Source organism: Streptomyces sp. NPDC127119 (assembly GCF_042677425.1).
Lineage (GTDB): Bacteria > Actinomycetota > Actinomycetes > Streptomycetales > Streptomycetaceae > Streptomyces.
On sequence record NZ_JBHXTO010000050.1, the window covers coordinates 1 to 13,881 of the forward strand.

The 13,881-nt window shown below is 70.8% G+C and carries 12 protein-coding genes; 5 read left to right on the plus strand and 7 right to left on the minus strand.

The window, feature by feature from the left end:
• Positions 1-427: 427 nt before the first annotated feature.
• From ACFVH5_RS21825 to ACFVH5_RS21840, 4 genes are all read left to right on the plus strand, one after another.
• Positions 428-973 carry an RBBP9/YdeN family alpha/beta hydrolase gene (locus tag ACFVH5_RS21825; protein ID WP_385835269.1) on the plus strand — a complete coding sequence of 182 codons (546 nt, stop codon included), beginning with the start codon at positions 428-430 and terminating at the stop codon, positions 971-973.
• A 106-nt stretch (positions 974-1,079) separates the two neighbouring features.
• A complete protein-coding gene (locus ACFVH5_RS21830; protein ID WP_385835270.1) occupies positions 1,080-1,679 on the plus strand; it encodes a cysteine hydrolase family protein in 600 nt (199 codons plus the stop codon).
• 10 nt (positions 1,680-1,689) lie between these two features.
• Positions 1,690-2,598: a GlxA family transcriptional regulator gene (locus ACFVH5_RS21835; RefSeq protein ID WP_385835271.1), complete on the plus strand. Its 909-nt coding sequence runs from the start codon at positions 1,690-1,692 to the stop codon at positions 2,596-2,598.
• 346 nt (positions 2,599-2,944) lie between these two features.
• The gene (locus ACFVH5_RS21840) at positions 2,945-3,772 is read left to right on the plus strand and encodes a GAF and ANTAR domain-containing protein (RefSeq protein ID WP_385835272.1); all 828 of its coding nucleotides are present in this window, start codon (positions 2,945-2,947) and stop codon (positions 3,770-3,772) included.
• On the opposite strand, the gene ACFVH5_RS21845 is transcribed toward ACFVH5_RS21840, so the two are convergent.
• Complete coding sequence (locus ACFVH5_RS21845) at positions 3,773-3,922, minus strand: hypothetical protein (RefSeq protein ID WP_385835274.1); 150 nt, start codon at positions 3,920-3,922, stop codon at positions 3,773-3,775.
• A 116-nt stretch (positions 3,923-4,038) separates the two neighbouring features.
• Between ACFVH5_RS21845 and ACFVH5_RS21850 the strand changes: the two genes are divergently transcribed.
• Entirely contained in the window at positions 4,039-4,434 is a 396-nt protein-coding gene (locus tag ACFVH5_RS21850; protein WP_384805357.1) for a ribonuclease domain-containing protein, read from the plus strand.
• A 9-nt stretch (positions 4,435-4,443) separates the two neighbouring features.
• Here the strand turns inward: ACFVH5_RS21850 and ACFVH5_RS21855 are convergent, their stop codons facing one another.
• The 6 genes from ACFVH5_RS21855 to ACFVH5_RS21880 all read right to left on the minus strand — a co-directional run bounded on the left by ACFVH5_RS21855 (position 4,444) and on the right by ACFVH5_RS21880 (position 13,871).
• The gene (locus ACFVH5_RS21855) at positions 4,444-5,256 is read right to left on the minus strand and encodes an ABC transporter ATP-binding protein (RefSeq protein WP_385835275.1); all 813 of its coding nucleotides are present in this window, start codon (positions 5,254-5,256) and stop codon (positions 4,444-4,446) included.
• Positions 5,253-6,227: a FecCD family ABC transporter permease gene (locus ACFVH5_RS21860; RefSeq protein WP_385835313.1), complete on the minus strand. Its 975-nt coding sequence runs from the start codon at positions 6,225-6,227 to the stop codon at positions 5,253-5,255. Before ACFVH5_RS21860 ends, ACFVH5_RS21855 begins: the two co-directional genes overlap by 4 nt.
• Before the next feature lie 68 nt (positions 6,228-6,295).
• Positions 6,296-7,333, minus strand: coding sequence for an ABC transporter substrate-binding protein (locus ACFVH5_RS21865; RefSeq protein WP_385835276.1), 1,038 nt, complete (start codon positions 7,331-7,333; stop codon positions 6,296-6,298).
• A gap of 146 nt (positions 7,334-7,479) precedes the next feature.
• The gene (locus ACFVH5_RS21870; protein WP_385835277.1) at positions 7,480-11,886 is read right to left on the minus strand and encodes an amino acid adenylation domain-containing protein; all 4,407 of its coding nucleotides are present in this window, start codon (positions 11,884-11,886) and stop codon (positions 7,480-7,482) included.
• Positions 11,873-12,175, minus strand: coding sequence for a phosphopantetheine-binding protein (locus ACFVH5_RS21875; RefSeq protein WP_385835278.1), 303 nt, complete (start codon positions 12,173-12,175; stop codon positions 11,873-11,875). Before ACFVH5_RS21875 ends, ACFVH5_RS21870 begins: the two co-directional genes overlap by 14 nt.
• An 85-nt stretch (positions 12,176-12,260) precedes the next feature.
• The gene (locus tag ACFVH5_RS21880; RefSeq protein WP_385835279.1) at positions 12,261-13,871 is read right to left on the minus strand and encodes a long-chain-fatty-acid--CoA ligase; all 1,611 of its coding nucleotides are present in this window, start codon (positions 13,869-13,871) and stop codon (positions 12,261-12,263) included.
• Positions 13,872-13,881 lie beyond the last annotated feature (10 nt).

Genomic DNA, 13,881 nt, shown 5'->3' on the forward strand with positions numbered 1-13,881 from the left:
GACTCGCGTCGTCCCCTGACGCGAGTCCTCGCGCGGGATCGTCCTCACGGCACTTGGGGCGCGCGGGAGTACGCCCCAACTCGAAAGGCCGGGAGGACGAGGGACCGGGGTCCGCGCAGAGCATCGCGGGATGCGGACTCCGGTTTCCCGGTTGGCTCGGTGGTCTCTCCTGGCCCGGGGGCTGGGGGCCGACTGCTGGTACCCGTCGCGGCGGGCCGGCTGCCCGTGCGGGAGCCGGTGTCTCTGCCCGAGATCTTAGAACGTGGCCGGTACGAGGCAAGAACGCGTTTCGGCCCCGACGGGCGGGACGTACCGGATCGCGGGAGGTCGGACGCACCCCGGGCCCATCTCTGTGACCCCACCACCGATAATCGCCGCATGGTGGCCCCGCGCAGCACGGGGCACCCCGATCGAAGGAAGGCGGGCCATGGTCTCGTACGTCATCATCCCGGGGATCGACGGTTCGGACGAGCGGCACTGGCAGAGCTTGTGGGAGAAGCAGTGGGGCGGCTCGGCCGTCCGTATCGCACCGGCCTCGTGGAGCGAGCCCGAGCTGTCGGACTGGGTCGACTCGGTCCAGACCGCCTACGAGTCGGTCGCGCGCCGTGACGGCGAGGTCGTGCTGGTGGCTCACAGCCTCGGCTGCTGGACGGCCGCTGAGTGGCTTGAGCGGGTGCGGCCCGCCGGGGTCTCGGCGTTCCTGGTCGCGCCTCCGAACACGCGGGCCGCTTCGTTCCCGAGCCGGGCGGCGGCCTCGTTCGTGGACGTGACCGCTCGCCCGCTGCCGTGCAGGAGTCTGCTGGTGGCAAGCGACGACGACCCGTACTGCGATCCGGCGGCGTCCGCCGCGTTCGCGCGCGACTGGCGGGCACAAGCGCATTTCGTCGGGAACCGCGGCCACATCAACTCGGGAAGCGGTCTCGGCGACTGGCCGGCCGGACGGGAACTCCTGCGCACACTCGTCGAGGAGTAGACGGCGTAAGCCTGCGGCCCGGCCTTCCGAAGGCTGACCGGATCGGTCCGCTTCGGGACCCGATACGGCATGTCGCGGCGCCCCTCACGTGACTCAGACTCTGGGCATGAACCGCGCACTGATCGTCATCGATGTCCAGGAATCCTTCCGCGCCCGCCCCCTGTGGGCGACGATCTCCGACCCGAAGATCGCCGACCAGGTGAACCGGCTGGTCGGGATCGCCCGCGAGGCCGGGGACCTCGTGGTGTGGGTGCTGCACTGCGAGCCCGGCAGCGGCGATGTCTTCGACCCGGCCCTCGGCCATGTCCGGCTCATGGAGGAACTGGAGCAGGCGGAGGGCGAGCCGCTGATCCACAAGACCTCGCACAACGCCTTCACCACGACCAATCTCCAGCAGGTGCTCACCGAACGCGGTGTCCGCGAACTCGTCGTCTGCGGCATCCGCACCGAGCAGTGCGTGGAGACCACCACCCGCGTCGCGAGCGACCTCGGCTACCAGGTCACGTTCGTCACCGACGCCACCGCGACCAACCCCATCCCGCACCGCGACGCTCCCGCCGACCAGAGCGTGGCCGATCTGCTGGCCGACCCTCGTACGCTCTCCGCCGACGAGGTCATCCGGCGCACCGAGTACGCGCTCGCCGGACGGTTCGCCACCATCGCGACGGTCGACGGACTGGAGGCCGCGGCACTGCGTCAGGCATGATGACCGGATCGTGAGCCACATCGTCTTCTTCCTGGTGCCCGGAGTCCATCTGCTGGACCTGGCCGGCCCCGCGCAGGTCTTCTCCACGGCCGACGACTTCGGGCACCCGTACACGCTCTCCTACGTCGCCGAGCGGCCTCAGGTCCCCACGGCGCAGGGGCTGCCGCTGGTGGCCCGGCTCGACTGGCCGGAGCTGGGGCCCGAGGACCTGGTCCTGGTGCCCGGCTGGCGGGCGGGCACCCTGGCCGACAGCCCCGCCATCGGTCCCGCCCCGCTGCAGGCCATCCGGGACCACCACGCCAGGGGCGGCACGGTGGCCAGTGTCTGCGCCGGGGCCGAGGCGCTCGGTCTGGCCGGGCTGCTGGACGGCCGCCACTGCACGACCCACCACGACGTGCAGGACGAACTGGCTTCACGTCATCCGCGGGCGCTGGTCGTCCGGGACGTCCTGTTCACCACGGACGACCGGGTCGTCACCTCGGCCGGCATCGCCAGTGGCATCGATCTGGCCCTGCACCTGGTCGCCACCCGGCACGGCCCCGCGGTCGCCGCGCAGGTGGCACGGGAGATGGTCGTCTACGCCCGCCGCAACGGGCACGAACCACAGTCCAGCGCGATGCTCCGGCACCGGTCCCACCTCGACGACACCGTGCACCGGGCCCAGGACCTCATCGACGAACGCTTCGACCAGGCGCTCCCCCTGCCCACCGTGGCCTCGGCCGTGGGCGTCAGCGAACGCACCCTCACCCGCCTCTTCAGCCGCGCCACCGGGCTGACCCCTCTGCGCTATCAGCAGACCCTGCGTCTCGAACGCGCCCAGCACCTCATCAGTCACGGCGCGACCATGGACGCCGCGGCCCGCTCCGTGGGCTTCGAGGACCCGCGCATGCTGCGCCGCCTGCGCGCCCGCACCACCTGACCGCACCTCCACATCGTCCGGCTGAGGAACGGTTCGCCGCCGCGTTGGGGAACGGTTCGCCGCCGTGCTGCGGGGCAGTTCGCCTCCGCCGGGTTCACCCGCCCTCCCTTCGGCTCCAGTTGCGTCGAGAAGAGGTGACATCTGCGGGTAAAGTTGTGCCGGTGCTTGGGCAATAGGCACGCGTCCTCCATGGACCTCACCGTCGAAACGTGACGTTCATGTGAGTCCTCCGCCGTGCCCAAGCTGCTGTAAGGAAGACCGCCCAGTGAGACAGGAACCCCCTCACCCACGCCCCCGGAACACCCCTGGTTCCGCCGCCGTACCGGAGACGGTCACGCCGGAACCGGTGGCGCCGGAACCGGGTGAGACGGCGGCGCAGCGCAATCGGCGTCTGGCACACATCGGTGTCGCCCACGCGCAGCGGGTGCTGACCGGCCGTTACCGCCTCGCCTCGCAGCAGGACGCGTTCGACCTGCTGCGGCAGACCTCGCAGCAGTTCAACATCAAGCTGCACACGCTGGCCGATGCCGTACTGCACACCGCGGCGCCCGACACGGACGCCGAACTGTGGTTCCCCAGACGCGCCCGCTACAGCCCGCCGCCGCTTCCGAACCTGGCGGTGGACGAGGCGAGCCGCACCAACCACGGGGTGGTGCTGAGGAACGCGATGCGGCGCGTGCTGCACATCACCGAGACCACCATGGGCAACGTACAGCTGTCGGAGCAGGGCATGCTGCGCATGGAGAAACACACCGGGCTGAACCAGGAGTTCACCGATTTCTTCGCCTTCGTGGGGGATTCCACGACGTCCTGCGCGCAGTCCGCCGAACAGCGCCGGCAGGTCACGGTGAAGGACGTGGCGGTCGCGGACATCTTCGACGACGAGTCCCGGCACGCGATCTTGCAGGCAGGCAGCCGGGCCGCGCACAGCGTGCCGCTGGTCGGCCGCAAGGACCGGGTCGTGGGCATCATCTCAAGCCATCACGAACAGCCCCTGACCGACTTCTCCCGTGCGCAACTCGCCGCCCTGGAAGCCGTCGGCACACAAGTGGGTCGCTGGTTGCTCTGGCACCGGCACACCATGGTCCTGGACGCACTGGAACAGCTCCACGCCACCGCCACCGCTCAAGGTGTTCAGGGTGCGCGGGGTAGTGAGGGTGTTCAGCCGGACTGATCAGCCCGACTGACCCGCCGACCGTCCCCACAGTTCCCGAAGGACGGCGTTGACGGTGACGGGCTGCTGCGTGTGGGGGTAGTAGCCCGCCACCCGCACCAGCCGAGCGCCGACACCGTCGGCGACGGCCTCCGGGTGTGTGTGGGTCACCCGCGCCTGCCGGCCGGTGTGAGAGGTTAAATTCCCGAAAACTCATCGGACGAGACGGTGAAAATCTTCGTGGTTGTCATTGACATGTCAGCGTCTACGCGCGTCATCATGTGGGCATGAGATTCCCCCCACGAATCACTCGCATCGGCGCCGCAGCCGCCGTTCTGTCCGCGCTTCTCGTCGGCGGCACCACGACCGCCAACGCCGCGGGCACGTCCGCCTCGGCAGTCGGCAGCATCTGCTACGGCAGTCTGCCGTCCCAGGCACACGACACGCTGGACCTGATCGAGCAGGGCGGTCCCTACCCCTACTCGCAGGACGGGAGCGTCTTCCAGAACCGGGAAGGCATCCTGCCCAGCCAGTCGACCGGCTACTACCACGAGTACACGGTGATCACGCCCGGCTCCTCCACGCGCGGTGCCCGTCGCATCGTCACCGGTGAGGAAGTCCGGGAGGACTACTACACGTCCGATCACTACGCCTCGTTCAAGCTGGTCAACTACAGCTGCTGACCGGCACGTTCAGGAACCCTCGCCCCGCGGACCCCCCACTTCCACCGGCCGCGGGGCGAGTGGCCGGGCGGCGTACGTGATGCGCACGACGCCGTCCGCGTGTCTCTCCGTCCCACCCTGTACGCCGAAGACCTCGCGCAGCAGTTCCGGTGTCAGGACCTCAAGGACCGGGCCCGCCGCCACCACCTCGCCCTCGTGGAGCACGACGAGACGGTCGCAGAGCCGGGCGGCCAGGTCGAGGTCGTGCAGGACCGCCAGGGTGGTGACCCCCGTGCTGCGGATGAGGTCCAGGAGCTCGAACCGGGCGCGGATGTCCAGGTGGTTGGTGAGTTCGTCCAGGACCAGCAGGCGCGGCTGCTGGGCGAGTGCGCGGGCCAGCAGGACACGCTGGCGCTCACCGCCCGACAGAGTGGCGTAGTCCCGGTCCGCGAAGGGCCCGACCCCGCAGAGTTCGACCGCTTCGGCGACCGCCCGATGGTCGTCGGTGCCGTCCCTGTCCATCAGACCGTGGTGGGGCGTCCGGCCCAGGGCCACGATCTCGGTCACGTTCAGGCCGGTCGTCGTGGCGGCGTCCTGCAGCACCGCCGCCGTTCGGCGGGCCGCCGTACGGGACGACAGCGCCCATACGTCGTCGCCGCCCACCCGGACCACTCCCCCGGCCGGCCGCAGTGAACGGTAGACCGTGCGCAACAGGGTCGACTTGCCACTGCCGTTGGGGCCCACGAGCCCGACGACGTCGCCCGGGGCGGCCTCCAGACTCACATCGCGGAGGATGGGCCTGCGGTCCAGGGTGACGTGGAGTTGGTCCACGGTCAGTTTCATGCGCTGTCCAGTCCCTTGTCCCGGCGCAGCAGCCACAGGAAGAACGGGGCGCCGAGCAGGGCGGTGAGGATGCCGAGCGGCAGTTCGTTGGGGCGGGTGAGGGTGCGGGAGAGCAGGTCGACGGCCACGAGGTAGACGGCGCCGAGGAGTGCGGTCAGGGGGAGCAGTCTGCGGTGGTCGGCCCCCGTCGTGAGCCGGACCAGGTGAGGGATCATCAGGCCGACGAAGCCGACGCCGCCCGCGACCGCGATGACGGTGCCCGTGAGCAGCGCGCTGATCACCAGCAGGACCGCGCGCAGCCGGTTGACGTCCACGCCGAGCGCGGTGGCGGACTCGTCACCGGCCAGCAGGGCGTTGAGCCGCCGCCCGAACAGGGTGAGCAGGACGGTGCTCGCGAGGACCACCACGGTGACGGTGGGCAGTTGGTCCCACTGAGCGCCCGCGACACTGCCGAGCATCCAGAACATCACGGTACGCAGTTCGGTGGGGGTCGCCATCAGCTGGACGAAGCTGGTCATGGACAGGAGGACGTAACCGACCGCGACTCCGGCCAGGACGAGCCGGGTGGGGGCCAGTCGGCCCCGCCGCTGCCCGAGGGCGAAGACCAGGGCCCCGGCCGCCAGGGCGCCGAGGAACGCCGCGCCGGACACCCCCAGTCCGCCCAGTCCGCCGAGCACGGCGCCGCCGAGGGTGATGACCAGTACGGCGCCCAGCGAGGCCCCGTACGAGAAGCCCAGGACGACGGGGTCGGCGAGCGGGTTGGAGACCAGGGTCTGGAGGACCGCGCCCGCGACGGCGAGGCCCGCGCCGACCAGGGCGGCCAGGGCGACGCGGGGTGCTCGGAACGTCCAGACGATCTGGTCCAGCGCCGGGTCGCCGGTGGCTCCGCGGCCGGTGACGTGGCGCAGGAGGACCGACCAGACGTCGGTCAGCGGGATGTTCACCGCGCCGATGCTCACCGCCACCACCATGACGGCGACGAGGAGGACCAGCAGTCCGACGGTCGCGAGCGACAACCGCGCGCGGCCGGGGAGGGGCTTCAGAACGCGTCGGGGTGCAGCATCCCGGCGATCTTCGCGACGGCCAGGTCGTTGCTCGGGCCGAGGTACATCGAGTCCGACAGGGCCACGTACGTGTTGTTCTTCGCGGCCGGCCACTGGGGGAACTCCTTCAGCAGTTTCCTGGCGTAGGCCGCCGGGTTCGGGTCGTTGTAGCCGATGACGACGAGCGCGTCGACGTCGGTGGCGGCCACCTTCTCCTTGCTCAGGTCGGCGAAGGAGGTCTTGGAGGCCGACTCGAAGGCGTTGGTGCCGCCCGCCTCGGCGAGGATGTCGTTGTAGATGCCCTTGGCGACGACGGAGCTGAAGTCGTTCCCGCCCATGGCCATGTTGGAGAAGAGGACCATGACCTTGGGCCGCTTCTCGCCCTTCACCTTGGCGGCGACGCCGGCGATGTTCTTCTCGGACGCGGCGATCAGCTGCTCGGCCCGGTCGCTCCGGTCGAAGACCCTGCCCATGTCCCGCAGGAGGGTGTAGCTGTCCGCGATCGTCATCTTCGAGGTGTCCTGGTCGCAGCCCTGCGGGGAGACGTAGGTGTGGGCTCCCACGTCCTTGAGCTGGTCGCGGGTGGCGAAGCCGTTCTTCTCGTCGAAGCCGTAGGAGGTCGTGGACAGCACGAGGTCGGGGCGCAGGCCGATCATCGCCTCGCGCGGGACGTCGTAGGCGTCGTTGAGCTTGACGCCTCCGTCGGGCAGGCCCTTGATGGCCTCGGCCCGGCCGTCGACCTCCGACATTCCATAGTTCTGCTGGTTGGCGACGATGCTGTCGCCGAGGCCGAGGGCGAGCAGGGTGGACACCTCCGCCACCGAGGCGCCGTTCATGACGACCACCCGGCCGGGTGCCTCGGTGAACTTCTGGGTCGCCCCGCAGTTGTCGAGGGTCACCGGGTAGCCCGACTTCGCCGCGGCGGCTGATGCCTGGCCCGCGGCGCCTGTCGTGTCGTTCGCGTCGGCACAGGCCGTCGTGACCAGACAGAGGGCGCCGGCCAGGGCGACGGCGACCGGCCGTTTCTTCGACATGCGGGGCTCCTTGTTGCATGGGCGGTACGTGGGTGGTAGGTCAGCAGTAGGTAGCGGTGCGTGGGCCCCACGCAGGTGATTCGCCTGCGTGGGGCGCTGTTGCAGTAGTCGGAGGAGGAGACTCCTGAGTTCCCGAAGGCCCGTCACTACTTCGCCGGTGGCGGCAGCATTCCGCTGGTGACGCAGTGGTCGAGATAGCGGAAGACGAGGTCCCGGTCGACGGGCGGGCACGTGATGCCGCTGCCGCGCAGACCGTTCCTCACGTTGTCGGAGCGGATGCGGCCCAGCCGGAGGTCGAGTCCGGCGGGTTCCGCGTCCCGGGAGTCGAAGAAGGCCAGTGTGGTCGCCGCCGTGGAGGCCGTAGCGCCCGGAGCGTCGGCAGAGCGCGCCAGTTCGGTCCGCCAGCGGGCCGTCGGCATGCGGCGCAGCGGGTAGCCGTACTCCCCCAGCCAGTCGTAGACGTCGCTCAGGCGTACCGGGGCGGTGGCCGCGTGCTGAAAGACCGTGGCGTTCGTGGGGCGTTGTACGAGGCTGAGGTGGACGAGTGCCTTGGCCACGTGGTCGACCGGTGTCCAGGTCTCCTCCTCGAACAGGTCGGGGACGATGCCCGCGGGCACTCCCGCGCGCAGCACGCTCCACAGGAAGTCCCGTTCGTTCACGTAACCGGTGGTGTACGGGCCGACGACCCGGCCGAGCCGGTGCACGGTGACGGGCAGCCCCCTCTCGGCGGCCTGTTCCAGCAGGCGCTCCGACGCCCACTTCGACTGCTGGTAGCCGGAGCGGAGTCCGGCGTGGGGCGGGAGGAAGGCTTCCGGTACCTCGCGGCTGAGCGCGAGCGACGGGGCGACCGAGAGGGTCGACACATAGTGCAGCGGGGTCGAACGTGCCGCCGCCATGCGCAGGAGGTCCCTGGTCGACTCGGTGTTGGCGGCGCGCAGAGTGGCGTACTCGCGCAGGATGCTGACGGTCGCCGCGTTGTGGACGATCGCCCGGCAGGTACGGCCCAGTTCCGTGAAGTGCCGTTCTTCGAGGCCCAGTCGGGGGCGGGAGAGATCCGAGGGGATCGCGGTGATGCGCCGCAGTGCCTGGTCCGGAAGGTGGATCCGTTGGGCCTTCAGTGCCTCCCGGACACGGGCGGTGGCCTCGGCGGGGGTCCGGGCCCGGACGGTACAGACCACCTCGGGACCCACATCCGTACGCGGGCCCGTGCTCGTCCTCGTGCCCGTCAGGAGTTCGGCCAGCAGGTGTACGCCGACGAAGCCGGTGGCACCGGTGAGGAGAATCCTGTCGGGTGCGTGTCCCACCCGGGACCCGTCGCCGGTCCGGGGTCGGATGTCCGGGTCCAGGACGGTGTCCGTGAGCAGGCCGGCCGGCAGACCCGCAGCGACGGACGGTTGCCACGCCTGTGCCTGCCGTTCCAGGAATCCCGCCAGCCCGGCGGGGGTCGGGTGCTGGAAGAGCCAGGCGACCTTCACCTCCCGGTGGAGTTCGGTACCCAGGCGGTTGGCGACCTGGATGGCCTGGAGGGACTGGGCGCCCAGGTCGAACACGTCGTCCTGCGCGGAGAGGGTCGTGACGCCGAGCGCCCGCTGCCAGGCACCGGCGACGGCCCGCTCCAACGGGCTGTCGGACGCGTCCTCGTACGCGACCGGCGTGCCGTCGGACGTGCCCGTCTGCGCGCCGGGGCGGGGCGCCATCCGTCCGAGCGCGTCCCGGTCGGTCTTCCCGGAGCCGGTACGAGGCATGTGGTCCAGGAACTCGACGGCCGAAGGGATCATCGCGGCGGGAAGGGTCGCCCGGAGGTGTGCCCTGAGCAGGGCCGTCGCCGGAGGTGGGCCGTCCGGGACGACGAACGCGATCAGCCGCCGCGTCCCGTCCTCCAGTACCTGCCCGACCACGGCGGTGTCGCGGACCGCCGGGTGGGTGAGGAGCGCGTTCTCCACCTCGGCGGGGTGCACCCGGTGACCGCTGATCTTGAACTCCGCGTCCGAGCGGCCCAGGTACCGCAGCCGGCCGTCGTCGCCGAGCCGTACCAGGTCGCCGGTGCGGTAGGCGCGGGGCCCTCCGGGGAGCCGGTCGAGTGGGGCGAAGCGCGACGCGTCCGGTGGCCGGGCTCCCCGGTAACCGAGCGCCAAGTTGGCGCCCAGGAGGTGAAGTTCACCGTCGACGACGGCGGCACGGGTGCCGGGGAGCGGCAGTCCGATGGGGACGTCTCCCGCGGGGAGGGATTCGTCGTGCAGGTCGGCGACGGTGGCGACCACGGTCGCCTCGGTCGGCCCGTAGGTGTTCAGCAGCCGCACCGAGGTGCCGACCGCCTTGCGCCAGCGGTCGACCCGTTCGGGCAGGGCGGCCTCCCCGCCGATCACGACGGTACGTATCCCGCCGGGCAGGGCCGGGGTGTCGGCCGAGCCGGTCGAGAGCGCGTGGGCCAGTTCGTGCCAGTAGGCGGTGGGCAGGTCGAGAAAGCTGATCCGCAGCCGTGCGCAGGCGTTCAGGAAGCCGGGGACCGAGTCGGTCATGTCGTCGTCGCGGACGACGAGCGTGGCGCCCCGGCACAGGGTGAGGAAGACCTCTTCGACGCTCGTGTCGAAGTGCAGGGGGGCGAACTGCAGGACGCGGTCCTCCTGTTGGAGGCCGTAGCGATGAGTGGCGCCGGCGACGAAGTGCGCGAGGGCGCGGTGGCCGATCTCCACGCCCTTGGGACGCCCGGTGGAGCCCGAGGTGTGCAGGACGTAGGCGAGGTCGCCCGGCGCTGGCGCCGGGGGTTGCCGAGCGCCCAGCCCCTGGAGCCCCTGGGGCTGCTGGGGCTGCTGGGGCTGCTGAGACTTCTGGGGCTCCTTCAGTACCGTTTCGGCGGTGAGGGCGAGCGCGGGGCGTGCGTCGTCCAGCAGCTGCGCTCTGCGCGCCGGGGTCGCGGTCGGGTCGAGCGGGCAGTAGGCGGCTCCCGACAGCAGGACGCCGAGAATGGTGGTGACGGCCTCGATCCCGCGCGGCAGGACGACGGCCACCAGATCGCCGCGGCCGATCCCCCGCGCGGTCAGCCGACGGGCCGTCTCCCGTGCGGAGTCGAGCAGTTGCGCGTAGGTGACCGCTCGCCCCGCGTGCTCGACGGCGATGGATCCGCCGCGCTGGGAGGCATGTTCGGCGATCAGGTCGAGGACCGGGCGGGTTGGACCGGGCAGCGGACCTCCGTCCAGGATCTGGACGTCGGCGACGTCCGGCCGGGCACGCGTGCGCGCACCGAAGCCGCGGAGCGGCTCGTACGGAGCGGTGATCGCCTTGTCGAGCAGCAGGATCAGTTCCTCCTGGAACGCGACGACGTCCGCCTCGTCGTAGAGGTCGGGGTGGGCGTCCACCGCGATGCGCAGTCCCCCGCCCTCGGCACGGTCGTACACGTTGACGGAGAGGTCGTCGACCGGTCCGGCGGAGACGTTGTGGACGGTGCTGGGGTGTCCGGCGAAGCGCAGGTCGTACGCGAAAGGCATGATGTTGACGCCCGGCCCTGACAATCGGCGCTGTCCGCCGACGAGCTTGAGGTCGCGCCGCAGTCGCTCGTAGCGGTAGCGCTGATGCGGCAGGCCCGCACGCAGTTCGGCGGAGATCCGCTGGGCCAGGTCACGCACGCTGTCGGACGCGGAGACGGCGACGCGCAGGGGCAGGATGTTGCGGACCATGCAGGGCACGCGCAGGGCGACGGAGCCGAGCCGGCCCATGGTGGGCAGGCTGAGGACGATCTCCGGTGCGCCGGTCGCGCGGTGCAGCTGTGCGGCCGTCACGGCCAGCAGGACCTCCGACCAGGTGACCTCCAGTTCGCGGGCGACCGTGCGCAGAGCCTGCGTACGGTCCGCGCCGAGGTCGACGACTCGACGGTGAAAGGTGCGTGCGGGCAGGGCCGTACGACCCGCCGGGGTGGCCACCGGCGGGCGGTCCGCGAACCGGCCCGTCCAGTACGCGCGGTCCTCGGCGAAGCGGGGCGACTCCTGGTAGGCGCGTTCCTCGTCCCGTACGGAGGCCAGGGTGCCGAAGCCGCTGTCCCCCGTCGGCTCACCCTTCGTCAGGGCGGTGTAGACCTGGGCGACCCGGCGGGCGACCAGCGACAGGCCGAAGCCGTCGAGGGCGATGTGGTGCACACGGTGGTACCAGAGGTGTTCCTCCGGTGCGACGCGCAGCAGGGCGTGGCCGAAGAGCGGACCGTGTGCGAGGTCGACGGGGTGGGTCATGTCCGTGTCGATCCAGGCCAGGGCCGCCGCGTACGGGTCGGGCTCGGCGGTGAGGTCGGCGGTGTGCAGCCGCCAGTCCCCGGCCGGCGTCTCCCGCTGCCGGGGCCGGCCGTCCGCGTCGACCACGAAGGAGACGTTCAGGGCTGGGGTCTCCGCGACGACCTGGTGCAGCGCGGAGTCGAGGACGGCCGGGTCCACCGGTCCGGTGATGTGCACGTACTCGGCCGTGTTGTACGCGGGGCTGTCCGCGTCCAGTTGCTGGCCGGTCCAGATGGCCTCCTGGGCGGCGAGCAGCGCGTGGCCGCCCACCGTGCCGTCGTCATGCGCCGGCACGGTCCACTCCCTCCTGACTGGTTTGACGTGCCTGGGATGCCTGGGATGTCTGGCGTGCTTGACGTGCGGAGAGCAGGTGCCACCACTGGGCGAACGAGGTGCACTCGGCGAGTTCGACGAAGTTCACGTCCACGCCGGTCTCGCGCCAGCGTTCGATGAGGGTGACGATGCGCAGGGAGTCGAGGCCCGCGAGGAGGGGGCTCTCTTCGAGGTCGACTTCTTCGGGTCGCTGGTACAGGAACTCCGCCAGGTCCGCGCGGAAACCGTCCAGGGTGAGGGGAGCAGGCATGTGGTCTCTCTCGTCGGCGCTCTGAACTTGGTACTTGCCGCTCGGCGCTTGGCGCTCGGCACGCGGCACCTGGGTTGGGCCGCGGTCAGTTGACCTTGCGGGCGGAGGCGCTCCAGAAGCGGTCGCGCAGTTCCCGGCGCAGGATCTTGCCGCTCGGGTTGCGCGGAACGCTGTCGATCAGCTCGTAGCGGGCCGGCAGCTTGAATCCCGCCAGCTGCGGGACGAGGAAGGTGTGCAGGTCGCGGGGTGTGGGCCGGTGCTCGGGGGCGGGGACGACGAAGGCGTGCACATACTCGCCCCAGCGTGCGTCGGGGGCGCCGACGACGACGGCCTCGGCGACGCCGGGGTGGCCTTCCAGGACGTTCTCGATCTCGGCGGGGTAGACGTTCTCGCCGGCGACGAGGATGGCGTCCTTGATGCGGTCCCGGATGACGACGTATCCGTCCTCGTCGATGTATCCGGCGTCCCCGGTGTGGATCCAGCCGTCGACGAGGACTTCCGCTGTCTTCTCGGGCAGCCCCCAGTACTCGACCATGTGCGCGGGCGTGGCCAGGCAGACCTCTCCGACCGCGCCCGGGGGCAGTTCGCGCCCCTCGCCGTCAATCACCTTGCCGCGTACGCCCGGATAGGGGCGTCCCGCCGCCTGCATGAGGGAACTGCCGGGAACGTGGGCGGCCGGTGGCAGGCAGACCGCGGTGTTGCCGGTCTCGGTGAGGCCGTAGATCTGGGCGAACTCGCAGTTCACCACCGTGAGGCTCTCCTCCAGGAGTGCCTCGGAGATCGGGGAGCCGCCGTAGACGACCTTGCGCAGGGTGGTGAAGTCCCGTGCGCCGACGCCGGGTTCGCCGAGCATCATGCGGAGCATGGCGGGCACGACGCAGGCGGTGGTGATGCCGAGGTCCCGGATGAGGCCGACGGCCTCGCGGGCGTCGAAGGCGCGCAGCGCGACCACGGTCGTGCCCGCGTTGAAGTTCTGGGTGGCCCACCACAGACCGCCGACGTGGAATCCGGGGATGCCGATCAGTGCGATGTCTCCGGTGCGCCAGTCGATCCAGTCCAGTCCCTCGCTCGCCAGGGCGTCCCGGATCGCGAAGAAACTGCGGTGGGCGAGGACGACACCCTTGGGCAGTCCGGTGGTACCGCTGGTGTAGAGGTGAGCGACCGGGGTGTCGGGGGTGACGTGCGGCACCGGGCCGATGTCCGGACGCGTGTCCGGGTCGGTGTCGGGGTGGGCAGCCAGGTCGGTGTCCGGGTGGGACGCCTTCCAGGCGGAGAAGCCGTCATTGAGCGCGACGATCGTCTCCGGAGGCGCACCCGGCATCCGCTCGACGGTCGGCCCGAACTCGGCTTCCAGAAAGAGCAGTCGGGCCCCCGAGTCCTGGAGGATGTGACTGACCTCGGGCGCGGCGAGCCGCCAGTTGACGGGGACGAGGACGGTGCCGCTCTTGGCGCACCCGAACAGCACCTCGTAGTAGTGCTCCGACTCCTTGCCGAGGTAGGCGACCCGGTCGCCCGGTCCGAGTCCGGCGGCCCGGAGGGCGTGGGCGATGCGATTGCTCTCGCTGTGCAGTTGCCCGTACGTCAGTGTGCGGCCCTCGCAGAGCACGGCGGGGGCGGTGGGCCGGTGCTCCGCGTGGAAGCTCGTGGTCTGGACGAGCGTCCGGAGCTGTGGGTGGTGGAGTCTGTCCGTGGTCATGCAACTCTCG